At 72.2% G+C, this 25559-nt stretch carries 19 protein-coding genes; 13 read left to right on the top strand and 6 right to left on the bottom strand.

Going from position 1 to position 25559, the window contains the following annotated elements:
- Positions 1 to 321 precede the first annotated feature (321 nt).
- Genes ACWDN5_RS22550 through ACWDN5_RS22540 form a run of 3 tightly spaced genes read left to right on the top strand, consistent with a single transcriptional unit; the run spans position 322 to position 4992 of the window.
- The gene (locus ACWDN5_RS22550) at positions 322 to 1551 is read left to right on the top strand and encodes a pyridoxal-dependent decarboxylase, exosortase A system-associated (RefSeq protein WP_449677666.1); all 1230 of its coding nucleotides are present in this window, start codon (positions 322 to 324) and stop codon (positions 1549 to 1551) included.
- A gap of 16 nt (positions 1552 to 1567) precedes the next feature.
- A complete protein-coding gene (locus ACWDN5_RS22545) occupies positions 1568 to 4024 on the top strand; it encodes a BTAD domain-containing putative transcriptional regulator (RefSeq protein WP_449677665.1) in 2457 nt (818 codons plus the stop codon).
- 41 nt (positions 4025 to 4065) lie between these two features.
- A complete protein-coding gene (locus tag ACWDN5_RS22540; protein WP_449677664.1) occupies positions 4066 to 4992 on the top strand; it encodes a TIGR03564 family F420-dependent LLM class oxidoreductase in 927 nt (308 codons plus the stop codon).
- Here the strand turns inward: ACWDN5_RS22540 and ACWDN5_RS22535 are convergent.
- The 3 genes from ACWDN5_RS22535 to ACWDN5_RS22525 all read right to left on the bottom strand — a co-directional run bounded on the left by ACWDN5_RS22535 (position 4985) and on the right by ACWDN5_RS22525 (position 7907).
- A complete protein-coding gene (locus ACWDN5_RS22535; RefSeq protein WP_310969794.1) occupies positions 4985 to 5473 on the bottom strand; it encodes a beta-class carbonic anhydrase in 489 nt (162 codons plus the stop codon). The genes ACWDN5_RS22540 and ACWDN5_RS22535 overlap by 8 nt on opposite strands.
- A gap of 191 nt (positions 5474 to 5664) precedes the next feature.
- Positions 5665 to 6936, bottom strand: coding sequence for an LLM class flavin-dependent oxidoreductase (locus tag ACWDN5_RS22530; protein WP_449677663.1), 1272 nt, complete (start codon positions 6934 to 6936; stop codon positions 5665 to 5667).
- The gene (locus ACWDN5_RS22525) at positions 6933 to 7907 is read right to left on the bottom strand and encodes an LLM class flavin-dependent oxidoreductase (protein WP_449677662.1); all 975 of its coding nucleotides are present in this window, start codon (positions 7905 to 7907) and stop codon (positions 6933 to 6935) included. Before ACWDN5_RS22525 ends, ACWDN5_RS22530 begins: the two co-directional genes overlap by 4 nt.
- A gap of 198 nt (positions 7908 to 8105) precedes the next feature.
- Here ACWDN5_RS22525 and ACWDN5_RS22520 point away from each other — a divergent pair, with 198 nt between their 5' ends.
- From ACWDN5_RS22520 to ACWDN5_RS22495, 6 genes are read left to right on the top strand one after another with little or no spacing between them, the layout of a single operon-like run.
- The gene (locus ACWDN5_RS22520; protein WP_449677661.1) at positions 8106 to 9716 is read left to right on the top strand and encodes an ABC transporter substrate-binding protein; all 1611 of its coding nucleotides are present in this window, start codon (positions 8106 to 8108) and stop codon (positions 9714 to 9716) included.
- Positions 9713 to 10666 (top strand): ABC transporter permease, encoded by a 954-nt coding sequence (locus ACWDN5_RS22515; protein WP_449677675.1) that lies wholly within the window; start codon positions 9713 to 9715, stop codon positions 10664 to 10666. Before ACWDN5_RS22520 ends, ACWDN5_RS22515 begins: the two co-directional genes overlap by 4 nt.
- On the top strand, positions 10659 to 11480 hold the full coding sequence (locus tag ACWDN5_RS22510) for an ABC transporter permease (protein ID WP_449677660.1): 822 nt from the start codon (positions 10659 to 10661) through the stop codon (positions 11478 to 11480). The genes ACWDN5_RS22515 and ACWDN5_RS22510 overlap by 8 nt, the downstream gene beginning before the upstream one ends.
- Entirely contained in the window at positions 11477 to 13048 is a 1572-nt protein-coding gene (locus ACWDN5_RS22505) for a dipeptide ABC transporter ATP-binding protein (protein ID WP_449677659.1), read from the top strand. The genes ACWDN5_RS22510 and ACWDN5_RS22505 overlap by 4 nt, the downstream gene beginning before the upstream one ends.
- Before the next feature lie 21 nt (positions 13049 to 13069).
- Positions 13070 to 14200 carry a dimethylsulfone monooxygenase SfnG gene (sfnG, locus tag ACWDN5_RS22500; RefSeq protein ID WP_449677658.1) on the top strand — a complete coding sequence of 377 codons (1131 nt, stop codon included), beginning with the start codon at positions 13070 to 13072 and terminating at the stop codon, positions 14198 to 14200.
- A complete protein-coding gene (locus ACWDN5_RS22495) occupies positions 14197 to 15372 on the top strand; it encodes an acyl-CoA dehydrogenase family protein (protein WP_449677657.1) in 1176 nt (391 codons plus the stop codon). The genes sfnG and ACWDN5_RS22495 overlap by 4 nt, the downstream gene beginning before the upstream one ends.
- Before the next feature lie 2 nt (positions 15373 to 15374).
- On the opposite strand, the gene ACWDN5_RS22490 is transcribed toward ACWDN5_RS22495, so the two are convergent.
- On the bottom strand, positions 15375 to 16328 hold the full coding sequence (locus ACWDN5_RS22490; RefSeq protein ID WP_449677656.1) for a zinc-binding dehydrogenase: 954 nt from the start codon (positions 16326 to 16328) through the stop codon (positions 15375 to 15377).
- 78 nt (positions 16329 to 16406) lie between these two features.
- Here ACWDN5_RS22490 and ACWDN5_RS22485 point away from each other — a divergent pair, with 78 nt between their 5' ends.
- Genes ACWDN5_RS22485 through ACWDN5_RS22475 form a run of 3 tightly spaced genes read left to right on the top strand, consistent with a single transcriptional unit; the run spans position 16407 to position 18347 of the window.
- Complete coding sequence (locus ACWDN5_RS22485; protein WP_449677674.1) at positions 16407 to 16973, top strand: TetR/AcrR family transcriptional regulator; 567 nt, start codon at positions 16407 to 16409, stop codon at positions 16971 to 16973.
- A gap of 58 nt (positions 16974 to 17031) precedes the next feature.
- Positions 17032 to 17769, top strand: a complete 738-nt coding sequence (locus tag ACWDN5_RS22480; RefSeq protein WP_449677655.1) for an alpha/beta hydrolase — start codon at positions 17032 to 17034, stop codon at positions 17767 to 17769.
- A complete protein-coding gene (locus ACWDN5_RS22475) occupies positions 17766 to 18347 on the top strand; it encodes a TetR/AcrR family transcriptional regulator (protein WP_310969804.1) in 582 nt (193 codons plus the stop codon). Before ACWDN5_RS22480 ends, ACWDN5_RS22475 begins: the two co-directional genes overlap by 4 nt.
- On the opposite strand, the gene ACWDN5_RS22470 is transcribed toward ACWDN5_RS22475, so the two are convergent.
- Both ACWDN5_RS22470 and ACWDN5_RS22465 read right to left on the bottom strand, forming a co-directional pair.
- Positions 18342 to 21188, bottom strand: a complete 2847-nt coding sequence (locus ACWDN5_RS22470; RefSeq protein WP_449677654.1) for a glycosyl hydrolase family 95 catalytic domain-containing protein — start codon at positions 21186 to 21188, stop codon at positions 18342 to 18344. The two genes, ACWDN5_RS22475 and ACWDN5_RS22470, sit on opposite strands and share 6 nt — an antisense overlap.
- A gap of 11 nt (positions 21189 to 21199) precedes the next feature.
- Positions 21200 to 22552: an RICIN domain-containing protein gene (locus tag ACWDN5_RS22465; RefSeq protein ID WP_449677653.1), complete on the bottom strand. Its 1353-nt coding sequence runs from the start codon at positions 22550 to 22552 to the stop codon at positions 21200 to 21202.
- 266 nt (positions 22553 to 22818) lie between these two features.
- On the opposite strand from ACWDN5_RS22465, the gene ACWDN5_RS22460 reads away from it, so the two are divergent.
- Positions 22819 to 25152 carry a beta-L-arabinofuranosidase domain-containing protein gene (locus tag ACWDN5_RS22460; RefSeq protein WP_449677652.1) on the top strand — a complete coding sequence of 778 codons (2334 nt, stop codon included), beginning with the start codon at positions 22819 to 22821 and terminating at the stop codon, positions 25150 to 25152.
- Positions 25153 to 25559: the final 407 nt, after the last annotated feature.

Genomic DNA, 25559 nt, shown 5'->3' with positions numbered 1-25559 from the left:
GGCGACGGCAGGAAGTTGCCACCGGAGCGGGCCACCCGGCTGGAGCAGTGCGGGTGGGTGACTGCGCCGAACGGTGTGGTCAATCGCTCTGACCTGCGGAAATGTCTGTCCGGTCCGGTGTGGATGGTGTCCCCGGAGTGACCGGGTGGACACAGCAGGTACACCTGGGTGCCCGGGTCCCCACCCGGGTGCCGAATCTGGGTGAGGACTACCCATGTCCGGGTGGGTGGGTAGTTGCTTCAGTGTTCGCAGTGCCGCCCGTGACCGACGGCGGTGCCTTTTCCGGTTGCTATTTACCCGTGCTCGAAGAAAAGGAAAGCGATGGCGAACACGACGGAAGCCGCGGCGGCCCCGTTCGGCCGCGCCGGCGGTGTGCTCACCGTGGGCGGCGTGCCCGTGGACCGGCTCGCGGCGCGGGTCGGCACCACCCCCTTCTTCGCCTACGACCGCTCGCTCGTCACCACCCGCGTCGAGCGGGTGCGGGCCGCGCTGCCCGGCGACGTCGAACTCAGTTACGCGGTCAAGGCCAACCCGATGCCCGCGCTGCTGCACCACCTCAGCGGCCTCGTCGACGGCCTCGACGTCGCCTCCGCCGGTGAACTGCGGCAGGCCCTCGACACGACCGTCCCGCCGGAGCGGATCAGCTTCGCCGGGCCGGGCAAGACCGCGGCCGAGCTGGCCCGCGCGGTCGCCGCCGGGGTCACCGTCGAGCTCGAGTCCACCACCGAGCTGGCCCGCGTGCGGGAAGCCGGCGACCGCCTCGGCCTCACCCCGCGCGTGGCGCTGCGGGTGAACCCGGACTTCGCCGTCCGCGGGTCCGGTATGCGCCTGGGCGGTGGCCCGCAGCAGTTCGGCATCGACGCCGAGCGCGTCCCCGCCGTGCTGGCCGAAGTCGGCGCCGCGGGCCTGGACTTCCAGGGCTTCCACGTCTTCGCCGGCTCTCAGAACCTGCGCGCGGAAAGCCTGTGCGAGGCCCAGCGTGCGACGGTCGACCTGGTGCTGCAGCTCGCCGAGGCGGCGCCCGGCCCGGTGCGGTCGGTGAACCTGGGTGGCGGCTTCGGCATCCCCTACACCGCCCGCGACACGGCGCTGGACCTCGACGAGGTCGGCGAGAACCTGGCGAAGCTGCTGGACGTCTCGCTGCGGCCCGCGCTGCCGGACGCGCGCGTGGTGATCGAGCTCGGCCGCTACCTCGTCGGCGAGGCCGGGGTGTACCTCACCCGCGTGGTCGACCGGAAGGTCTCGCGCGGCACGACGTTCCTCGTCGTCGACGGCGGCCTGCACCACCAGCTGGCCGCGTCCGGCAACTTCGGCCAGGCCATCCGCCGCAACTACCCCCTGGCCCTGGCGTCCGCACCCGGCGGTCCCGAAGAGACGGTGACGGTGGTCGGCTGCCTGTGCACCCCGCTCGACCTCCTCGGCGACAAGGTTTCCCTGCCCGGTGCGGCGATCGGCGACCTGATCGCGATCTTCCAGGCCGGCGCCTACGGCCTGACCGCCAGCCCCACCGCCTTCCTCGGGCACCCGGCGCCGCCCGAAGTCCTCGTCTGATCCCGGAGGGAACACCGTGCAGACCACCGCGCTCCAGTCCGTGCCCGTGACCAGCTTCCGCGTCCTCGGCCTCCTGCAGGTCCGCGGCCACGAGCCGGTCGTCGTGACCGCCCGCCGCCAGCAGGTGGTGCTCGCGCTGCTGCTGCTCAACGGCAACCGCGTGGTACCGCTGGAGGTGTTGCTCGACGCGCTGTGGGGCGCCGCGCCGCCCGCGACGGCCCGGGCGCAGGTCCAGACCTGTGTGTCGGCCCTGCGGCGGGCGCTGGCGAAGGCGGGGCTGGGCGAGCGGATCTCCGCGCGCGGCAGCGGCTACTGCCTCGACCTCGCCCCCGGGGAACTGGACCTGCACGAGTTCGAGACGCTGGTGGCGCGCGGGCGGGCCGCCCGGCGGCCGGAGGAGGCGCGCGCGGCGTTCCGCGACGCGCTGGCGCTGTGGCGCGGGGAACCGCTCACCGGGATCGACAGCGGGGTCGTGCGCGCCCACCAGGTCCGCATCGCCGAGCGGCGGGTGGAGGTGCTCGAGGACTGCCTCGACGCCGAGCTCGAGCTGGGCCTGCACCGCGAGGTCGTCGGCGAGATCTCGGTGCTGACCGAGGAATACCCGCTGCGCGAGCGGTTCGTGCTGCAGCTGATGACCGCGCTGCACCGGTGCGGCCGCCGGGTCGAGGCGCTCGCCGCCTACCGGGCCGTGCGCCGCCGCTTCGTCGACGAACTGGGCCTGGAGCCCGGCGCCGCGCTGCGCGAGCTGCACCAGGACATCCTCGCGGGGTCGAGCGAGGCACCCGCGAGCGGCCGTGCGGTCCCGCGGATGCTGCCCGCGCGCCTGCCGTACTTCACCGGGCACGAGCGGCTGCTGGCCGGGCTGCGGCGCGGCCTGACCGACGACGGACCGGGCGCCGCGGTGGTCACCGTCCTCACCGGACGCGGCGGATCGGGCAAGTCCGCCGTGGCGGCCGAAGCCGCGCACCGCGCCGCACCGGCCTTCCCCGACGGGGTGCTCTACGCGCGCCTTGCCGAGGAGGACGCCGGCGAGGTGCTGGCCCGGTTCCTGCACGCACTCGGCGTGCCCGCGGCGGAGATCCCCGAGGAGCTGGACGGCCGCGCCGCGCTGTACCGCAGCGTGCTCGCCGGACGCCGGGTGCTGACCGTCCTGGAGGACGCCGCCGGCCTGGCGCGCGTCACGCCGTTCGTCGCCGACGCCCGGGGCTGCCGGCTGCTCGTCACGACCACCGCCCGCGTCCCGTCGCTGCCCGGCGTGACGGTGGCCGAGCTCGACGTCCTGGACGGCGCGGAAGGGGTCGAGCTGCTCTCGGCCCTGGTCGGCGAAGACCGGGTGACGGCGGAGTTGTCGGACGCGGTGGAGCTGGTCGAGCTGTGCGGCGGCCTGCCGCTGGCGGTGACGGCGGCGGCCACGCACGTCGCGGCCCGGCCGGGGCGGACCCTCGCCCAGGCGGTGGCCCGGCTGCGGGCCGAGGGCGACCGGCTCGGCCGCCTCGGCGCGGGTGTCCGGGCGGCCGTCGGGCGTGGCCTGGAGGAGTTGCCCGGCCCGGCCCGGGACCTGTTCGCGCGGCTGGCTCTGCTGCCCGCGGGGAGCTGGGCGGGGTGGGCGGCTTCCGCGCTGGCGGACGTGGGCCCGGCCGAAGCGGCCGACATGCTGGAGTCGCTGGTGGACGCGCGGCTGGTCGACGTCGCCGGTGCTCGGTACCGGCTACCGTCGCTGACCCGCCTGCTGGCGCTGGAACTCCTTGCCGCTCAACCACTTCAGGTGGTGTCCCGGCGATTGTTCGGCGCCTGGCTGGCGCTGACCGACGAAGTCCGGGGCGTCGAGGCGGGGAAGGCCCCGCGGACGCCGGTGGTGGCCGACCTCGGCGACCCGGGCACGTGGTACGAGCGCGAGTCCGCGGGCCTGCTGGCCGCGGTGCGCCAAGCGGCCGAGGTGGAGGAGCCGGGGTACTGCGCGGAACTGGCGCTGGCGGTGGCCGAGCTGGCGGGCGCGCGGGGCCGGTACGCGGACTGGCGCGAGAGCGGCGAGACGGCGGTGCGCGCGGCGGTCCGTTCAGGCGACCGGCACGCCGAGGCGGCGCTCGAGCGGTCCCTCGGGGAGCTGGCGGTCCGCGAAAGCCGGTTCGCCGACGCCGCGGGCCGGATCACCCGGGCGCTCACCGCCGGCGACGAGGCCGGGGGCGTGAGCTGGGACGACCTGGTCCGCGAGGTCCTGGCGGGGGTCGACCGCGCCCGCTCGGCGGTGGTGGCCGCGCCCGTGGTGCCGGGCTTGCCCTCGGGCGAGCCGGGGGTGGGCAATCGGACGGCGTCGCCGCGGATCGCGTTGGGGCGCAACCAGTTCGAGCTGGCGGCGGACCGGGCGCAGGGGGACGGCGCACCCAGGTCGGCGGGCCGTGCGGGACACCGCCGGTTGCCCCGCCCGCGGCCGATCTCGTGGCGGCGGGAGTCGGAGTACCCCGAAGAAGCCTGAGCCGCTCTGCCCCTCCCCAGCCTGTCCCCGAAAGGAACGTCATGACCATCGGTGCCGCCCTGCCCGCCGGCGACCTGTCCGGGGCCGCCAACAGCGTCGAAACCCTGCTCGCCCAGACCCGCGAGGCCGCCGGGGCCGGCCTGCGGTCGGTCTGGTTCTCGCAGCTGTTCGACCACGATGCCCTCACCCTCGCCGCCCTCGCCGGACGCGAGGTGCCCGGCATCGCCGTCGGGACCGCCGTCGTCCCGCTCTACCCGCGGCACCCGCTCCACCTCGCCGCCCAGGCGCAGACCGCGCAAGCCGCGGCCGGGGGCCGGTTCACCCTCGGGCTCGGCCTCGGCGTGCAAAGCCTGCTGGAGCCCGCCTTCGGCTTCGAATACCCGCCGCCCATCACGTCGCTGCGCGAATCGCTCACCGTCCTGCGCGACATCTTCGACGGCCGCCGCCCGCTCTTCGACGGCGAGACCTTCACCGCCTGCCCGCCGCTGCCCACCGCCGTGCCCGGGGGTGGCGGCGTCCCGATCGCCGTCGCCGCGATGGGACGGCAGGCGCTGCGCGTGGCCGGCGAACTCGCCGACGGCACCCTCCCGTTCCTGGCCGGCCCGCGCGCGCTCGCCGAGCACGTGGTGCCCGCGCTCACCAAGGCCGCCGCCGACGCCGGCCGGCCCGAACCCCGGGTGATCGCCGCCGTCCCGGCGGTGGTGACCGACGACGCCGAGACGGTCCGGCAGATCGCCGCCGTCCACCTCGGCTACTACGGCGACATCCCCTCCTACCGCCGCATCCTCGACGCCGAGGGCGCCACCCACGCGGCCGACCTCGCCCTGATCGGCGACGAGCGCACGGTCGAGGCGGGCCTGCGCCGCTACTTCGACGCCGGGGCGACCGAGGTCGTCCTGATCCAGTCCGGGATGCGGTCCGCCCGCGAACGGCTGCGCACCTGGCAGCTCGCCGGATCGCTCAGCTGACTTCGTTCAGCTTGCCCGTCGCGACGTCGAAGACGAAGCCGCGGATCGAGTCCTTCTTCGGGATGAACGGGCTGTTCCGGATCCGCGCGATCGACTGGCGGACGTCGTCGTCGAGGTCGGTGAAGGCTTCGGCGGCCCAGGGCGGCTTGATCCCGACTTCGTCCTCGATGGACTTCTTGAAGCCGTCGTCGGTGAAGGTGAGCATGCCGCAGTCGGTGTGGTGGATGAGGATGATCTCCTCGGTGCCCAGCAGCCGCTGGCTGATGGCGAGGGACCGGATCTCGTCCTCGGTGACCACACCGCCGGCGTTGCGGATGACGTGGGCCTCGCCCTCCTCGAGACCGAGGACACCGTAGACGTTGAGGCGCGCATCCATGCAGGCGAGCACGGCGACGTGCTTGGCGGGCGGCAGCGGCAGCGGCCCGGAAAACCGGGCGGCGTAGGCGGCGTTGTTGGCCAGGAGTTCGTCGGTGACGGACATGCCAGGTCCTTCCGAAGGGCGAACGGGCTGCCTTCGCAGTGGACTCGCCCCGCGGTGCCGGCGCAAGCGTGCCCACGACCTGGACGCGGCGATGGCGTGTCCGACCGGCTCGCCCCAGGGCAGACCAGCTCGCCGACGAGATCGCGAGCCGCAAACGGACCTGACCGGCGCCCGGCCTCGCCGGACACGCCCTACGGCAGCTCCAGGTGCTCCCGCAGCGTCGTGCCTTCGTACGACGTCCGGTAGACGCCGCGGTCCTGCAACTCCGGGACCAGCCGGTCGACGATGTCGTCGAGAGCCGCCGGGACCAGGTGGGGGCTGATGTTGAACCCGTCCACCGCGCGTGTGCGGACGTACCTGGCCCACTCGTCGGCGACCTGGCCCGGCGTGCCCACGAAGCCGTGCTGGCGCGGCTGGACTTCGAGGACCAGCTGGTGGATCGACAGGTTCTTCGCCTCCGCCAGCTCCCGCCACCGCTGGATCCGCTCGCGCTTGCCGGTGCGGTCGGCGATCGAGATCGTCCCGCGGGACGGGTCCAGTTCGCCTTCGACCGGCTCGAGGTCCGGCAACGGGCCGTGCGGGTCGTACGCCGACAGATCCCGGCCCCAGTACTGCTCGAGGAACGCCAGCGCCCGCTGCGGGGTGATCTGGCGCCGCCGGACGTCCTCCGCGCGCTCGGCCGCGTCGGCCGGCGTGTCGCCGAGGACCACCGTTGCGCCGGGCAGGATGCGGACGGCGTCCGCCGGCCGGCCGTGACGGGCCAGCCGCTCGCGCAGGTCCGTGGCGTAGGCGACCGCTTTGTCGTAGGCGGTGTTGGCCGAGAAGACGACGTCCGCGTACTTCGCCGCCAGCTCACGGCCGCCGGGGGAGTCGCCGGCCTGGAACAGCACCGGACGGCCCTGCGGGCTCGGCGGCACGGTCGGGGCCGCCCGCAGGTTCACCAGATCGGTGTGCCGGTCCACCCGCCCGGTGCCGGCCCAGAGCGCCAGCGCGGCTTCGACGAACTGCGAAGCCCGTTCGTAACGGCGTTCGTGGGCCAGCCAGCCGCCGCGGCGGAAGTTGGCGCCCGTCCAGGCGTTGTCGGTGGTGACGATGTTCCAGCCCGCCCGGCCACCGGACAGGTAGTCCAAAGAGGACAGCCGGCGGGCGAGGTCGGCCGGGAAGTTGTAGGTGGTGTTCTGGGTGGCGACCAGTCCGATCCGGGTGGTCGCGGCGGCCAGCGCGCTCAGCTGCGTGATCGCGTCCGGGCGGCCGGCGACGTCGAGGGCGTGGACGCGGCCGCGGTTCTCCCGCACCCGCAGGCCTTCGCCGAGGAAGAACGCATCGAACAGCCCGCGTTCGAGCGTCCGCGCCACCGACACGTACGTCTCGATCGCGGTGTGGTCGGCGTTCGACGGGTCGTCCCAGAGGAACTGCGGGCCGACACCGGTGTAGAACACGCCCAGGTGCAGCCGCGCGCTCATGCCACACCCCCGAACAGGCTCACCGGGCGGGCGAGCCCGAGCGACTCCCGCAGGGTGGCGCCCGGCTCCGGCGGGACGAGCAGGCCTTCGCTGCGCAACGCCGGCAGGACCTTGCCGGCCAGCACCGGCAGGGCGGCCGGGACGCCCGCGTGCAGCCGGACGCCGTCGACGCTGGTCGCCAGCCAGCCCAGCAGCTCGGTGAGGCCGGGCGCGGATCCGGTGTAGCGCAGCCGGTCCTGCCGCGGCCGTCGCCCGGCCGAGCCGTCGAGGACCACGTCCACCTCGGCGAATACCAGCGGTGCCCCGGTCTCGCGGGCGCGCCGGGCGCGGTTGCGGACGTCGTCGAGACCGGCGCCGCCCACCAGCACGACGTCCGGGCGGGCGGCCTCGACCAGCGCGTCGGACGCGAGCACCGGCGGCCGCCCTTGCGGGGGCCGCGGGGTGATCAGGGGGCCTTTGACCGAGAACCGCGTCCCCGTGAAGTCGACGTGGTGGACCTTGTCCGGGTCGAGGTAGCGTCCGGTGGCGACGTCCTTGAGCACGGCGTCGTCGTCCCAGGAATCCCACAGCCGGCGCACGACTTCGACGACCTCGGCGACTTCGTGGTGCAGCGCGTCGGGGTCCAGCCGGGAGCTGCCGACGGTCGCCAGTGCCTCGGCCGAGCCGTCGGCGCCGACCACCCAGGCGGCGCGCCCGTGCGAAGCGTGGTCCAGACTGGCGAGCTGCGCGGCCAGGTGGAACGGCTCGGCCGTGGTGACGTTCACGGCCGGCGCCAGCCCGAGCCGGTCGGTCAGCGTGGCGACGTACGCCGCGCGGGTGGTGGCGTCGAGCCGCGGGCCGCCGAGCGGCGAGTCGTCGAACGTGGCGAAGGTGAACCCGGCCCGCTCGGCGGCCGTGACGGTGCCCGCCAGAGCGCCGGGGGCCGGCTCGCCGTCCAGCTCCACGGCGACGTGCAGGCTGCGAGAAGTCATGTTCCACAGCTATCCCGTGCCACCGTGGCGGCGCACGCGAGTTCAGGATGTGGACACAGCACAAAAACGTTGTGTGTCAAGGGTGTCCCGCCGCGGTGCCAGGGACTGGGACGCCGGTTCGCACAGTGGGACGGGGTTCGGCGCATGGCTAGCGTCGCGTTCCGAAAGCCGCAACCGCTCCCCGCTGGAGGCCGTCCGGTGTCCCCCTTCTCCCGTGCCCGCTACGCCGCGGCCCTGCTCGCCCTGCCCGTGCTGCTGACCGCCTGCTCCGCGGCGGGCGGCGAACCCGCGGCCGACGCGGGCCCGCCGAAACCCGGCGGCGTCCTGCGGCTCGGCATCTCGTCCGCGCCCGACTGCATCGACCCGCAGCAGACCGCCACGAACGCGTCGATCAACGTCGCCCGCCAGCTGGTCGACTCGCTGACCGACCAGGACCCGAAGACCGGCGAGATCAAGCCGTGGCTGGCCGAAAAGTGGGACGTCAACGCCGATTCGACGGCGTTCACCTTCCACCTGCGCCCCGGCGCGACCTTCTCCGACGGCAGCCCGGTCGACGCGGCCGCGGTGAAGGCCAGCTTCGACGGCATCAAGGCCCTCGCCACGAAGGCCCAGCTCGGCTACGGCTACCTCGCCGCCTACAAGACGGCGGCGGTCGTCGACCCGCGGACCGTCCGCCTCGAGTTCTCCGCGCCCAGCGCGCAGTTCCTGCAGGCCAGCTCGACGGTTTCGCTCGGCGTCCTCGCGCCGGCGGCGTACCGCAAGACGCCGGAGCAGCGCTGCCAGGGCGCCGGCCTGATCGGCTCCGGGCCGTTCGTGTTCGAGAGCCTGAAGCAGAACCAGGAGATCGTGCTGGCCAAGCGCAAGGGCTACACCTGGGGCTCGTCGCTGTTCAAGCACCAGGGCGAGGCCTACCTGGACAAGATCGACTACAAGATCGTGCCCGAACCCGGCGTCCGCACCGGCAGCCTCGCCTCCGGCCAGCTCGACGCGGCCACCGACATCCAGCCGGTCGACGAGCCGCAGTTCACCGGCAACGGCTTCACCGAGAACATCCGGCCCAACCCCGGCGTCGTGTTCAACCTGCACGCCAACACCACCCGCGGTGTGCTCACCGACGAGAAGGTGCGCCAGGCCGTGCTCAAGGGCGTCGATCGCACCGAGGTCGTGAACACCGTGCTGACGCCCAGCTACAAGGCCGCCACGAGCATCCTCGGGTCGGCGACGCCGCTGGTCAGCGACCTCTCCCGGCAGCTCGCGTACGACCAGAGGGGTGCGGCCGCGCTGCTGGACGGCGACGGCTGGGTGCCCGGCCCCGACGGGATCCGCGTCAAGAACGGGCAGAAGCTGAGCGCGGCGGTCGTGTTCTCCCCGGTGTTCAACCAGAACCGCAGCGTGCTGGAGCTGATCCAGCAGCAGCTCCGCAAGATCGGCTTCGACCTGCGGATCGAGCAGCACACCACGGCCGAGACCACGCAGATCCAGCTGTCCGGGAACTACGACTTCCTCTGGTACAACGTGACCCGCGCCGACCCGGACATCCTGCGCGGCCAGTTCTCCACCAAGGCCGGCAACCGCAGCAAGCTCGCCCCGGGCAATCCCTTGGACGTCGCTCTGGACGCCCAGTCGTCCACTGTGGACGTCGCCAAGCGCAAGCCCTCGGCCGACGAGGCGCAGAAGCTCATCGTCGAGCACGCCTACGCCGTCCCGGTGTTCGAGCTGACCCAGGTCGTCGCGCTGAGCTCGAAGGCGCACGCCGTCGACTTCGAGGCGTCGTCACGGCTGCAGCTGTTCGACGCGTGGCTGTCGTGAGGCGCTATCTCCTGCGCCGCGTCGGGCAGGCGGTGTTCGTGCTGTGGGCGGCGTTCACGCTGTCGTTCCTGATCCTCTACCTGCTGCCGGGTGACGCCGTCTCGGCGAAGCTCGCCAGTGGTGAGGCGGGCTCGTCGGCGACGCCCGAGCAGCTCGCCGCCGCCCGCGCGGAGTACGGCCTCGACTCGCCGTTGCCGGTGCAGTACCTGAAACGCCTGGTGTCGGCGCTGCATGGCGACTTCGGCCGCAGCATCGCCACCGGCGACGACGCGACGCACATGGTCGTCACGGCGCTGCCGCCGACGCTCGCCGTGACCGGCCTCGCGCTGGTCTTCGCGGTGCTGTTCGGGGGCGGCTCGGCGTTCCTCGGCACGTTCACGCAGTTCCGCTGGCTGCGGCAGGCGCTGCTGTCCCTGCCGTCGCTGGCGATCTCGCTGCCGCCGTTCTGGGTCGGGCTGCTGCTGATCCAGTTCTTCTCCTTCCGGCTGCGCCTGCTGCCGGCGCTGGGCACGCAGGGCTTCGCCGCGCTGATCCTGCCCGCGCTCACGCTGGCCCTGCCGACCGGCGCGATCATCGGGCAGGTGCTGGCGAAGAGCCTGGCCACACAACAGCAGCAGCCGTACGCGGAGATCGCGGCGGCCAAGGGCGCGAGCCGCTGGCGCGTCCACTTCGGACACCTGCTGCGCAACGCCGCGGTGCCCGCGCTGACCGTCGCCGGGGTGGTGGCGGGCAACCTCGTCGCGGGCTCGGTGATCACCGAGACGGTGTTCTCCCGCGACGGCGTCGGCCGGATCACCGCGGCGGCCGTCACCGCGCAGGACGTCCCGGTGGTGCAGGCGGTGATCGTCCTGGCGGCACTGGTGTTCGTGGTCCTCAACCTGGTCGTCGACCTGCTGTACCCGCTGCTCGACCCGCGCATCGCGCGGACGCCGGAGGTGGCTCGTGGTTGATCTCGCCGCCCCGGCCCGGGTGGTGCGCCGCCCGGGTCTCGTGCTCGCGATCGCCGTGCTGGCGTTCGTGCTGCTGGCGGCCTTCGCGCCGGCGCTGCTGACCGGGTACGACCCGATCACCGGCGTCCCGGCCGAGCGGCTGCACGGGCCGTCGGTGCGGCACCTGTTCGGCACCGACGAGACCGGCCGGGACGTCTACGCGCGGGTGGTCCACGGCGCGTCGCTCTCGCTGCGGGCCACCGCGATCGCGGTGCTCGTGGCGCTGGTGGCCGGCTCGGCGCTCGGCCTGCTCGCCGGGTTCCGGGGCGGCTGGGCGGATACCGTGATCATGCGGATCGTCGACGTCTTCCTCGCCATCCCGCCGATCCTGCTGTCGCTGGCCCTGGTCACCGCGCTGGGCTTCGGAACGACCAACGTGGCGATCGCCGTCGGCATCGCGAACCTCGCGTCCTTCGCGCGGGTCATGCGTGCGGAGGTGCTGCGCGTGCGCACCGGAGTGTTCGTCGAAGCCGCCCGTGCCGCCGGGGTGCGGTGGTCGGGGGTGCTGCTCCGGCACGTCCTGCCCAACGCGGCGGGCCCGGTGCTCGCGCTGGCGACGCTCACCCTCGGCACGGCCGTGCTCGAGGTGTCCGCGCTGAGCTTCCTCGGCTTCGGCGCGACCCCGCCCACCCCGGAGTGGGGTGCGCTCGTCGCGGGCGGGCGCAGTTTCCTGGCCACGGCCTGGTGGATGACGACGTTCCCGGGACTGACGGTCGCGGCGGTGGTCCTCGCCGCCAACCGGCTGTCGCGGGCGCTGGACGGAGGAGACCGATGACCCTGCTGCGCCTCTCGGACCTGGCCGTGTCGTACCGGGGCGTCCCGGCCGTGCGGGACGTCGGGTTCGACGTCGGCGAGGGCGAAGTGGTCGCCGTCGTCGGCGAATCGGGCTCCGGCAAGTCGACGACCGCGCACGCGGTGATCGGCCTGCTCCCACGCGGCGGCCGCGTCGACGGCGGCTCGATCACCTTCGCCGGGCGGGACCTGCTTGCGCTGTCGTCCCGGCAGTGGCGCTCGGTGCGCGGCCGCGAGATCGCACTGGTACCGCAGGACCCGGCGGTGTCGCTGAACCCGGTGCACCGGATCGGCGACCAGGTCGCGGAGGTGCTGAAGATCCACGGCCTCGCGGACCGGCGCACCGCCTCCCGGGAGGCGATCTCCTTGCTGGAACGCGCGGGCGTCCCGGACCCGGCGGTGCGGGCACGGCAGTACCCGCACCAGCTGTCGGGCGGGCTGCGGCAGCGCGTGCTGATCGCGGCGGCGCTGGCCGGGCAGCCGAAGCTGATCATCGCGGACGAGCCGACGTCGGCACTCGACGTCACGGTCCAGCGCCGGATCCTCGACCACCTGACGTCCCTGGCCCGGGAATCGGGCACGGCGATCCTGCTGATCACGCACGACCTCGGCGTCGCGGCCGACCGCGCGTCGCGGATCGTGGTGCTGTCCCGGGGTTCGGTCGTCGAGGAGGGTTCGTCGGTCGTCAGCGCGCCGACGCATCCCTACACGCGGCAGCTGATCGCGGCGGCGCCGAGCATGTCGAGCGCGGTGCGGCCCGCCGCGCCGCCCACGCCACCGCTGGTTTCGGTGCGGGACCTCGCGAAGACGTTCGAGGGCGGGATCCGGGCGGTGGACGGCGTTTCGTTCGACATCCCGCGCGGGCAGACCCTGGCCCTGGTGGGCGAATCCGGCTCGGGCAAGTCGACGACGGCCCGGCTCCTGCTGCGGCTGGAGGCCCCGACGTCCGGCTCGGTGTCGTTCGACGGCCAGGACATCACCGCGCTCGGTGGTGAGGAACTGCGCCGGCTGCGGCGGCGGATGCAGATCGTGTACCAGAACCCGTACGCGTCGCTGAACCCGAAGTTTTCGATCGAGGACGTCGTGGCGGAGCCGCTGCGGGCGTTCAAGCTGCCGCGCACCGGGGTCCCGGCGCTGCTCGACCAGGTCGCGTTGCCGGCGTCGGTGGCGCACCGGAAGCCGGCCGAACTGTCGGGCGGCCAGCGCCAGCGGGTGGCGATCGCCCGGGCGCTGGCGCTGCGCCCGGACCTGGTGGTGTGCGACGAACCGGTGTCGGCGCTGGACGTCTCGGTGCAGGCGCAGATCCTGGCGCTGCTGGCGGACCTGCAGTCCTCGCTGGGATTGTCGTACTTGTTCATTTCGCACGACTTGGCCGTGGTCCGGCAGCTGGCGGATCAGGTGGGCGTGATGCGGGCGGGCGAGCTGGTCGAGCTGGGCCCGGCGGCGCGGGTGCTGGAGGACCCGCAGGCGGAGTACACGAAGGAACTCCTGGCCGCGATCCCCGGCCGCCGCGTGGCTTCCCAGCACGTGGATGCTTTTGCCGAGAGCTGACCGATGCCCCATTCTCCGACCATGACCCAGCTTCACGAACCCTTGAAATTCGCCTATTGGGTACCGAACGTCAGCGGCGGGCTCGTCACCAGCGACATCGAGCAGCGCACCGATTGGGGGTACGAATACAACCGGGATCTTGCGGTCATCGCCGAGAACAACGGCTTCGAATACGCGCTCACGCAGGTGCGCTACACCGCCAGCTACGGCGCCGCCTACCAGCACGAATCGACCGGGTTCAGCCTTGCGCTGCTGCTGGCGACGCAGCGGCTGAAGGTGATTGCGGCCGTCCACCCCGGACTGTGGCAGCCCGGCGTGCTCGCGAAGTTCCTCGCCAGCGCGGACGTCCTGTCCGGCGGCCGGGCCGCGGTGAACGTCGTCAGCGGCTGGTTCAAGGACGAGTTCACCGGGCTCGGCGAACCCTGGCTGGAGCACGACGAGCGCTACCGCCGGTCCGAAGAGTTCATCCGGGTGCTCAAGGAATTGTGGACCGACGACCACGCCGAATTCTCCGGCGACTTCTACCGGATCCACGATTTCGACATCAAGCCCAAACCCCTGGCCGCGGAGGGGCGCCCGCACCCGGAAATCTTCCAGGGCGGCAACTCCACGGCCGCCCGCAAGCTCGCCGGCCGCGTTTCGGACTGGTACTTCAGCAACGGCAAGGATTACGACGGCTTCAGCGAGCAGGTGACCGAGGTCCGCGGGTACGCCGCCGAAAACGACCACGCCGTTCGCTTCGGGTTGAACGGGTTCGTGATCGCCCGCGAGACCGAAGCCGAAGCGCGGGACGTGCTGCGCGAAATCGTCGCGAAGGCCAATGTGCAGGCGGTGGAGGGCTTCCGCTCGGCGGTGAAGCAGGCCGGCCACGCCACGGCGGACAAGAAGGGCATGTGGGCCGACTCGGAGTTCGCCGATCTCGTCCAGTACAACGACGGCTTCCGCACCCGGCTCATCGGCACCCCGGAACAGATCGCCGAGCGCGCCGTCGAGTACAAGCGCCGCGGCGCGAGCCTGCTGCTGCTCGGGTTCCTGCACTTCCAGGAGGAGGTCGAGTACTTCGGCAAGCACGTGCTGCCGATCATCCGCGAACTCGAGAAGGACCTCGACCACAGCGCCGCAACGCCCGAACCCGTGGGGAGCCGAGCATGACCGACTGGATCGAACGCGCCCGCGAGGTCGCCGCCAAACTCGCCGTCGACGCCGTCGAGCGCGACCGCCGGGGCGAGACCCCGTACCAGGAAGTCCAGCTGCTCAAGGACACCGGCCTGGTCACCCTGCTCGGCCCGGCCGAGCATGGCGGTGGCGGGCAGACCTGGGAAACCGCGTACCGGGTGATCCGCGAGATCGCCAAGGCCGACGGCTCGATCGGGCAGCTGCTGGGCTACCACTACCTGTGGGCGTGGGCGGCGCGCCTGGTGGCCACGGACGCCCAGGTGGCCGCGGTCGAAGAGCTGTACACGAAGGAGAACCTGTTCTTCGGCGGCGCGGTCAACCCGCGCGACTCCGACCTGACGATCACCGAGGACGGCGCCGAGCTCGTCTACGACGGGCACAAGTCGTTCTCGACCGGGAGCAAGGTCTCGGACCTGACCGTGCTCGAAGGCGTCCTGGCCGGGACCGAGGACCACATCTTCGCGATCGTCCCGTCGCAGCAGGAAGGCATCACCTTCCACGACGACTGGGACAACATCGGCCAGCGGCTGACCGAATCCGGCAGCGTGACGATCTCCGGCGTCCGGGTGCCGTGGGAGTCGGCGGCGGGGTACGTCGACCGCAAGTTCCAGCCGCTGGTCTACAACACGCTGAACGTCCCGGCGATCCAGCTGGTCTTCACCAACTTCTACCTCGGCATCGCCGAGGGCGCGCTGGAGACGGCGCTCGCCTACACGCGCGACCACACCCGTGCGTGGCCCTACGGCGGCGACGACAAGCAGGCGGCCTCGGAGGAGTGGTACATCCTCGACGGCTACGGCGACCTGCAGGCGAAGCTGTGGGCGGCGGAGGCCTTGGTGGACAAGGCGGGTACCGAGATCTCCCGCGTGCTGCACGCGCCGCGCGAAGAGCTGACGCCGGAAGCCCGCGGCGAGGTGGCGGTGCTCATCGCGGCGGCGAAACAGCGCACGGTGGACACCGGCCTGGAGATCGGCACGAAGATCTTCGAACTGACCGGCGCCCGCGCGAGCGCGTCGAAGTACGGCCTGGACCGGTTCTGGCGCAACCTGCGGACGCATTCGCTGCACGACCCGCTGCCGTACAAGAGGCGTGAGGTGGGCGAGTACGCCTTGCTGGGCGAGTACCCGACGCCGACCTGGTACACCTGAGATCACCCGGGGACGAGCGCGATCCGGCCGAACACCGTGCCGGCGTCGAGGGCTTGGTGGGCGAGGGCGGCGTGCGCCAGCGGCAGCACGTCGTGGACAACGGAGTCCACCTCGCCGCGGCCCACGGCGGCCAGCAGCCCGGCGGCCACCGCCCGACGGTCCTCTGTGGACACCGAGTCGGCGCTGAAGACGCCGAACGTCAGCGACTTCCGGAACGCGGTGAACATTTCCGCGGCGAGCCGGGCCGGTGGTGGCCCCGCGATCGCGCCCACCGCCACCAGCCGGCCGTTCGGGTTCATCTTGGCGAAGAACGACGGCAGTTCGTCCCCGGCGACGATGTCGAGGACGACGTCGAAGCCGGTCGCGCCCTCGCCGGTGCGGTCGAGCACCTCGGTGGCGCCCAGTGCGCGCAGGCGGGCGCCGCGTTCGGCCGACGACGTCGTGACCGCGACCGTGCCGGTGCGGGCCGCGAGCTGGACCGCCAGCACGCCGATCCCGCCCGCCGCGCCGCGGACCAGCACCGACTCGCCGTCGGCGAAGCGGGCGTGCCGGAGGCCGAACTGGGCGACCACGCCGGAGCCCGCGACGGTCACCGCGTCGACCGGCGACACACCCGGCGGCAGCCGCACCAGCGTCGCGGCGGGGACCACCGCCTGCTCGACGTACCCGCCGCCCCCGTCGGTGGGGGCCCAGACCCGCGCGCCGGCCCACGACTCGTCGACGTCCGCGCCGAGTGCGGTCACCACGCCGGCGACCTCGCCGCCCAGGACGTGACCGGGTTCGAAGCCGAACGCGGCGAGCGCACCCCGGCGGATCAGCACGTCGACCCCGCCGACCCCGATCGCCTCGGTGGTGATCACCACCTCGCCGGCGGCCGGCCGCGGGTCGGGGAGGTCCACGACGGCCAGCCCGCCGGGCTCGCCGAAACTCTGCACCGCAACTGCTTTCACTGTCATCTCCTTGAGGTTGAGGCGGCCGCGACGGTAACGGACGCACCCGTCCGGTTGGGCTAAAGTGAGACGGTGACCGGCCAGTTGCCTCGGATCCGGCGTTCGGACGCCCGCGACAACCGCGAGCGCCTCCTCGAAGCCGCCCGGGCCGTCTTCGCCGCCGAGGGGCTCGCGGCCCCGATGCGGGAGATCGCCCGCCACGCCGGGGTCGGCCCGGCGACGCTCTACCGCCACTTCCCGACCAAGGAGCAGCTGTTCGCCGAGGCGTTCGCGGAGCGGATGCGTGCCTGCTACGCCGTCGTCGAGGACGGTCTCGCCGACGCGGATCCCTGGCGTGGCCTGCGCACCGTGATCGAGCGCCTGGGCCAGCTGTACGCCCGCGACCGGGCCACCACCGCGGCGCTGGTGTCGGCCTACCCCGGCGCGCTCGACTTCACCGCCGACCGCGAACGGGCCCTGAAATCGCTCGCCGAGCTGGTGCGCCGGGCCAAGGAGGCGGGCGAGCTGCGCCCCGAAACGACCCTGGACGACGTCGTGATCCTCCTGATGGCGGCCGGCGGGATCCAGGCGTCGACGCCGGCGAACCGGGCCGCGGCCGTCCGGCGGTACACCACGATCGCGAGCAACGGGCTGCGAGCCCGCCGCGACTAAGTGGGACACTGTCCCGTATGATAACCGGGACACTGTCCCACTTGAGGAGTCGAGTCACATGGCGATCACGTACGTGCTGGTCCACGGCGCCTGGCACACCGGCCAGTGCTGGGCGCGGGTCGTACCGCGGCTGGCGGCGAGCGGGCGGCCGGTGTTCACCCCGACGCTCACCGGCTACGGCGAAACGCGGCACCTGCTGGCCCCGGACGTCGGGCTGCGCACGCACGCCGCCGACGTCGTGCGGCTGCTGGTCGAAGCGGACCTGCACGACGTCGTCCTGGTCGGGCACAGCTACGCCGGCCTGGTGATCTCCGCGGTGGCCAACGAGGTGCCGGAGCGGATCGCGCGGCTGGTGTACCTCGACGCGATGGTGCCCGTCCACGGCGAGAACGGGCTCGACGTCATGCCGGTCACCCGGAGCATGCTCGGCACCGGCTGGCGGGTCCCGCCGCTGCCCGAGCTGCCCGCGCCCTTCGGCCTGTTCGGGGTGACCGATCCCGGGGACGTCGCCTGGCTGCGGACCATGCTGTCCGACCAGCCGCTCCGGTGCCTCGAAGAACCGGTCGAGCTGGACAACCCGGCCGCGGCGGCGATCCCGCGCACGCACATCCACTGCACGGTCAAGCCGGCGGGGTTCGACCGGCGCCCGGTGCCCGCCGTGCAGCCGAACGGCGAGCCCGCGGACGTGCGCGAGCTGGCCGACGGGCACGACTGCATGATCACCGCGCCGGCCGAGCTGGCCGGGCTGCTGCTCGACGTCGGCGAGCCGGTGGGGGCCGGTAGCATGCGCTCGTGAGCGATGCCCGGACGGCGGCAGGGAAACCGCCGCGGCGCGCCGACGCGCGGCGCAACGCCGGGAACGTCCTCGAAGCCGCCGCCGCGGTGTTCGTGACCTCCGGCGTCGAAGCGCCGATCCGGGAGATCGCCGCCCGGGCCGGGGTGGGCACGGCCACCATCTACCGCCACTACCCGACCCGGGCCGACCTGATCCTCGCGGTGTACCGGCGGCAGGTCGAAGCCCTGGCCGAGGCCGGTCCCGCGCTGCTCGCCGGCGACCTCGGGCCGCACCGGGCCCTGGTCGAGTGGATCGACCGGTTCGTCGACTTCGTCATCACCAAACAGGGCCTGGCGTCGGTGCTGCAGTCCGACGAAGCCTGCTACGACCCGCTGCACGCCTACTTCCTCGAACGCCTCGGTCCGGTGTGCACGCAGTTGCTCGAGGCGGCCGCGGAGGCCGGCGAGATCGTCCCCGGCCAGGACGCCTACGAGCTGATGCGCGGCGTCGGCAGCCTCTGCGCCGGCGCGGGGTCCGCGGCACACTACGACGCGCGGCATCTGGTGAACCTCCTGGTCAACGGCCTGCGCCGGTCATAGGCGCTGGAGCAGGAACCGCTGGTTGGCGCCGCCGCCGGCCGCGTACTGGGAGATCCGGGCCCCGTCGGCGGTCGAAGCGCCCCAGACGTCCATGGCGAGACCGCTGGCCCGGTTGACCAGGCTCACCACCCCGCCGCCCTGATCGGTCACCCGCCACTGCTGCGTCGTCGCGCCGCTGTCGGGCTGCTGGGTGATGTCCGCGCCGGAGGCCGAACTCGCGACCTGCAGGACCAGGCCGCTGTTGCGAGACCGGATGCGGTGGTAGCCGCCGTCGGAGGCGAGGAAGTCGAACTGCTGGTTCAGCCCGCTGGTGGCCTGCCACTGGATCAGCGCCGCGCCGGCCGCCGTCGAGCCGCCGCTGATGTCGGCCGACTTGCCGCTGTGCTGGGCGACGAGCCGGTAGTTGACCCCGGGTTCGACCACCGGCGGCGGCCCGCCGAGGGAAGTGACCTGGTAGGTGTGCCCGGCCTGACCGGGGAACCGGACCAGATCGGACTCGACGGTCGTCGGCTGGACCTTGGCGCCGGCGGTGGTGTCGAGCACCTCGTAGGTCGTGGTGAACAGCCGGCTGCGGACGTTGACGTCGCCGTCGCGGTCGGGCGTGATGGTCAGCTGCGTCGCGGCGCCCCCGCTCCAGGTCGCGCCGACCGTGTAGCCGCCGCGGCCGCGCAGGCCCGTGACGCTGCCGGCCGGCCAGGCGGGTGGCAGCGCGGGCAGCAGGTGCAACTCGCCGTTGTGGCTGTGCAGCAGCAGTTCGGCGATGCCGGAGGTCGCACCGAAGTTGCCGTCGATCTGGAACGGCGGGTGCAGGTCGAACATGTTGGGCGCCAGCCGGTCCGTCCGCACGAGCAGCCGGAGCAGGTCGTGCGCCTTGGCGCCCTCTTCCATGCGCGCCCAGTAGTTGATCTTCCACGCCAGTGACCACCCGGTGCCGTCGTCCCCGCGCAGCTGGAGTGTCCTGCGGGCGGCGGTGAACAGCGACGGCGTGCCGCGCTTGGTGATCTGGTTGCTCGGGTAGAGGCCGTAGAGGTGCGAGATGTGCCGGTGGGTCTGTTCGGTCTCCACCCAGTCGTAGAGCCACTCCTGGATGTTGCCGCGCGAGCCGACCTTCATCGGCGCCAGCTTCTGCCGTGCCGCCTTGACCTGGTCGGCGAACGCGGCGTCCACGCCGAGCACCTGGCACGCGCCCGCGCAGCCGTCGAACAGGTCGCGCAGGATCTGCATGTCCATCGTCGGTCCCGCGCACACGGACGCGTTCGCGTGGTGGTTGAGCTCGGGGGAGTTCGCCGGGTTGGTGACCAGGTAGCCCAGCGAGGGTTCGGTCACCAGGCTGTCGAGGAAGAACTGGGCGGCGCCCTTCAGCAGCGGGTAGCGGGCGCGCAGGAAGGCGACGTCGCCGGTGAACCGGTAGTGGTCCCAGATCATGGTGGCGAGCCAGGCGCCGCCGGTCTGCCACATGCCGGCCTGCGCGAAGTCCACAATGGAGGATCCGCGCCACCCGTCGGTGTTGTGGTGGGTGACCCAGCCGCGGGCGCCGTACTCGACCTGCGCGGTGCGGGCGCCGGTGACCGCGAGGTCGGCGATCATGGCGAACACCGGTTCGTAGCACTCGGGGAGGTTGGTGACGTCGGCCGGCCAGTAGTTCATCGGCAGGTTGGCGTTGAGCGTGTACTTCGATTCCCACGACGGGTTGAGGCTGTCGTTCCAGATGCCCTGCAGGTTGGCCGGCTGGGTGCCCGGCCGCGACGAGGAGATCAGCAGGTAGCGCCCGAACTGGAAGAGCAAGGCGGCGAACTGCGGGTCGCTGACGCTGTTGTGCTGCGCGATCCGGACGTCGGTCGGCTGGTCGGCGGCCGAGGTCCGGCCCAGGTCGAGCGTCGTGCGGTTGAACAGCTTCTGGTAGTCCGCGACGTGCCGGCTGCGCAGGGTGTCGTAGGAAAGCGTCTGCGCGGCGGCCAGCCTCGACCGCGCGCTGCCCTGGTAGTCCCCGTTCACCGTGCGGTAGTCGACGTAGCTGGTGCCGATCGAGATCAGCAGCGTCACGGCGTTGGCCCCGGACACCCGCAGCGTGCCGCCGGAACTGCTGGTGCTCCCGCCCTCGGCGGTGGCGGCGGCGAGGGCGAGGAACCGGACCGAGCCGGCGATGCCCCGGCTGTCGCCGGAAACGCCGTCGAGGGCGATCGTCGTCCCGTTCGGGCTGGACGCCGACGCCCGCTGCGGGGTGCCGAACGAGGCGGAGAACGAGATCGAGCCGGGTGTCTCCGCCGTCAACCGCAGGACGATGACCTGGTCCACCGCGCTGGCGAACACTTCGCGCCGGTAGCGCACGTTGTTCACGACGTAGGTGACGACCGTCGTGGCGGTGGTCAGGTCGAGCCACCGCTGGTACGAAGATGCGCTGCCGCCGGGGAGCGCGAGGCTGAGCGTCCCGGCCGGCTGGTACGGCTGCTGCGCGGCCGGGGTGCCCAGCATCTTCTGGTCGATCAGCGACTGCGCCTGCGTCCACTGGTTCGCGAACACCAGCTGCCGGATCTGGGCGAGGGCCCCCGCGCCCTGGGTGTTGCTGTAGTCGTGGGGGCCGCCCGCCCAGATCGTGTCCTCGTTGAGCTGCAGGCGTTCGGTGTCGGTGTTGCCGAACACCATGGCGCCCAGCCTGCCGTTGCCGATCGGCAACGCACGCAGCCACTCGGTGCCGGCCGGCTTGTCGTACCACAGGGCGAGGTCGTTCACCGCCCGGACGTCGGCCGGTGCGGCCGAGCCGGGCCGGGCGGTCGCCGTCCACACGAGGGGGACCAGTGCGGCGCCGAGCCGGATGGCCTGCCGTCGGGTCAGGTCGGGCATCGTCGTCCTCCTCAGGAGCGCTGGAGCTGGAACCGCTGGTTGGCGTTCCCGGAGACGGCGTACTGCGAGATGCGCGCGCCGTCGGCGGTCGAGGCGCCCCAGACGTCCATCGCGAGGCCGCTGGCCCGGTTGACCAGGCTGATCGCGCCGCCGCCCTGGTCGGTGACCTTCCACTGCTGGGTCGTCGCGTCGGTGTCGGGTTGCTGGGTGATGTCCGCGCCGGAGGCCGTGCCCGCGACCTGGAGGACGAGTCCGCTGTGCCGGGCGCGGACGCGGTAGTAGCCGTCGGCCGAGGCGAGGAAGTCGAACTGCTGGTTGGCCGCGGTGTGCGAGGACCACTGGATCAGCGCGGCGCCCGCCGCGGTGGACGCGCCGCTGATGTCCGCCGACTTGCCGCTGTGCGCGGCGACCAGGGAGTAGTTCACGCCGACCTGCACCGGCGAGGTCGGCGGGTTCGGGTCGCTGCCGCCGAACTGGCTGAAGAACTTCCAGATCTCGGTCTTCGTCCAGCTCCGCGCGCCGCTCTCGCAGCCGGTGCAGCCGTCCACCGGACCCTGCTGGTGGCCGCCGTCGAACGGGGCCCAGACCACCGGGTAGCCGGTCCGGCAGCCCGAGTAGGTGGTCAGGTAGTGCGTCTTGCTGCCCGCGGCGGGTTCGGGGGCGTTCTGCGGGGTGCAGCCGTTGTTGCGGACGAAGGTGTCCCGCAGCCCGCGGCCGGCGCCGATGTTGTCCGAGACGCCGTGGATGCCCATGTAGGCGATGGGCTGGGTGCCGCCGCTGCACCCGCTGATCGCGCCGGGGGCGGCGATCGCCACGACCGCGCGGAAGACGTTCGCCCGGGCGCAGGCGAGGGCGTAGCTCATCGCGCCGCCGTAGCTGAAGCCCACGGAGAACAGCTGCGTCGTGTCGACGCAGAGGTCGTTCTCGATCAGGCGGACCATGTCGTCGGTGAAGGTCACGTCCTCGCCGCCGGAATTGCCCCAGCCGTTGTTGAGGCCTTGCGGCGCCACGAAGATCGTGGAGTTCCCCGACTGCGACTGCATGCCGTAGTAGGCCCACGCGTAGCCGTCGCTGCCGCCGCCGGAGACCTGCTCGGCGGTGCCGCCCAGCCAGTGGAAGCCGAACGCCAGCCGGTGCGGGGCGGTGTTGTCGTAGGTGTCGGGGATCTTCAGGATGAAGCTGCGGCTCTTGCCGTTGCTCTGGATCGTGCGTTTGCCGCTCGTGAGCGTCGGGCTCTTGCCGCAGCCGGCACTCGGCGTCGCCGCCAGGGGCGCCGCGGCGGCACCCGGGGGAGCGCCGCAGACGGCCAAGACGAGCAGCGCGGCGGTCGCGAAGATCCGGAACGACGATCGGAGCGTGGGCATGCGAAACCCTTCGGCCGACGGGGAAATCCTCGAGGCGTCTGCTCAAGGGTGTCCCGGTTGTAGCACGGATTTCGAATGAGCGTCCAGCCGGAAATGAAAGTTTCAGTTCCGGATCCGGTTCCGGAAATGGAGCGGTGAAATTTCCGGCCGCGGAACGGAATACGTCCACCGGGCCGGATTGCGCGAGGGTGGTGACAAGTGGCTTTGTTAGCGCTAACATGCTCCGCGCCCACCTTTTGTCCGCTCAACGACGAACGGAGCACCCGGTGACCTCCTCCTTCAGCCGCCGGCGCCTGCTGCAAGCCGCCGGCGCCACCGCCATCGCCTCCGCGGCCGGGTCCGCCGTCGGCTGGGCGCCCGCCGCTTCGGCCGCCACCGCCACCGCCGCGGCCGTCGGCCCGGTCCGCCCCGACGCCGGGGTGTCCGCGTTCCCGTTCGACCTCGGCCAGGTGCGGCTGACCGCGAGCCGCTGGCTGGACAACCAGAACCGGACGCAGAACTACCTGCGGTTCGTCGACGTCAACCGGCTGCTGTACAACTTCCGCGCCAACCACCGGCTCTCCACCGGCGGCGCGGCCACCAACGGCGGCTGGGACGCGCCCAACTTCCCGTTCCGCAGCCACGTCCAGGGGCACTTCCTGACCGCGTGGGCCCAGCTGTGGGCCGTCGCCGGCGACACGACGTGCCGCGACAAGGCGACGACCATGGTGGCCGAGCTCGCCAAGTGTCAGGCGAACAACGCCGCCGCCGGATTCGCCGCGGGGTACCTGTCCGGCTTCCCGGAGGCCGATTTCGACAATCTCGAAGCCGGCAAGCTGACGAACGGCAACGTGCCTTACTACTGCATCCACAAGACCATGGCCGGCTTGCTCGACGTCTGGCGGTACGCCGACAGCACCCAGGCCCGTGACGTGCTGCTGAACCTGGCCGGCTGGGTCGACCGGCGGACCGCCCGGCTCAGCGCGTCTCAGATGCAGTCGGTGCTGAACACCGAATTCGGCGGGATGAACGCGGTGCTCACCGACCTGTACCAGTTCACCGGGGACTCGCGGTGGCTGACCGCGGCCAAGCGGTTCGACCACGCCGCCGTGTTCGACCCCCTGGCCGCCGGGCGGGATCAGCTCAACGGGCTGCACGCCAACACCCAGATCCCCAAGTGGATCGGCGCGGCCCGCGAGTACAAGGCGACGGGCACCACCCGCTACCGCGACATCGCCACGAACGCGTGGAACATCACGGTCGGTGCGCACACGTACGCCATCGGCGGCAACAGCCAGGCCGAGCACTTCCGCGCGCCCAACGCCATCGCCGGCTACCTCAACCAGGACACGTGCGAGAGCTGCAACACCTACAACATGCTCAAGCTGACCCGCGAGCTGATGGCGCTGTACCCGGACCGCGCCGACCTGGCCGACTACTACGAGCGGGCCCTGCTCAACCAGATGATCGGCCAGCAGAACCCGGCCGACAGCCACGGCCACATAACGTATTTCAGCTCCCTCAACCCGGGCGGCCGCCGAGGTCTCGGCCCGGCCTGGGGCGGCGGCACGTGGAGCACCGACTACAACTCGTTCTGGTGCTGCCAGGGGAGCGGTCTGGAGACCCAGACGAAGCTGGCCGATTCGATCTACTTCTACAGCGACACGACGTTGATCGTGAACCAGTTCCTGCCGTCGGTGCTCACGTGGTCCCAGCGGGGGATCATGGTCACCCAGACGACGTCGTTCCCGGTCAGTGACACGTCCACGTTGACGGTGACGGGGAGTGTGGGCGGGACCTGGGCGATGCGGATCCGCATCCCGTCGTGGACGAGCGGGGCGACGATCAGTGTCAACGGGGTCGCGCAGAACGTGACGGCCACGCCGGGCAGTTATGCGACCCTGTCGCGGTCGTGGGCTTCCGGAGACACGGTCACGGTGCGGCTGCCGATGAAGGTCGCTTTGAAGGCGGCCAACGACAACGCGAACGTCGCCGCGGTGACCTATGGTCCGGTGGTTCTGGCGGGCAATTACGGTGGAAGCACGCTGCCGTCGCTCAATGTCGGTTCGATCACCCGGACCAGCAGCAGTGCGTTGAACTTCAGTGCCACGGCCAACGGCGCTTCGGTCAATTTGGTGCCTTTTTATGATGCGCAGGGGTTCAGCTACACGGTGTACTGGAACACCGGTGGGGCCGGTGTGGTGACCTACCGGTTGGTCAACGTGGGCAGCGGGCTGGTGCTCGGGGTCGAGAACATGTCGACCGCCGATGGTGGGCGGGCTCTGCAGTGGTCGGACAGCGGTACGGCTGATCACAACTGGGAGATGATCACCGACGGGAGCGCGGTCCGGTTCCGGAATGCCAACAGCGGGAAGGTGCTGGGGGTGCTGGACATGTCCACGGCCGACGGTGCGCGGGTTCTCCAGTGGTCGGACAACGGGACTGCGGATCATCGGTGGACTCTGGTTGACCAGGGGGACGGGACGTCCAAGATCCGGAACGTCAACAGCGGGAAGTTGTTGAGTATCGAGAACGGGTCGTCTGCGGCTGGGGCTTATGCGGTTCAGGGGCCGGACAATGGCGCGGCGGCCAATCGGTGGCGGATTGTGCGCAACGGCTGAGGCGAGGTGGGTTGGGGTTGGCGGGCTGCTCCGGTTTGGCGGGGTGGTGCGACGGTGCGGCGCGGTGGTGCCGACTTTCGGTGCGTTGCCGCGCCGCGCCGCGCGGCGCCGTGCCATGCCGGGCGGCGCCGGGCCGTGCCGCGCCGTGCCGCGCCGAGCCGCGCCGAGCCGCGCCGAGCCGCGCCGAGCAGCGCCGTGCTGGGCCGTGTCGAGCTTGCCGGGCCGGGCCGGGCCGCGCTGGGCCGCGCTGTGCTGGGCGGGCTGCGCCGTGGGCGGCGTTGCGGTGGTGCGGCTGGCGGTTGCGGGGCGGTGAGCCGCGGCTCTTGGTTTTCCGCCAACCCCGATGCCCGATTGTGACTACGGCCGGCGGCACCGCGTCAAGGCGGGAAAGCGTGCCTTGACCCGGT

This window comes from Amycolatopsis sp. NPDC003731, from assembly GCF_053586895.1.
The sequence above is the reverse complement of the archived record's forward strand: the minus strand, read 5'-3'. Positions and strand labels throughout refer to the sequence as shown.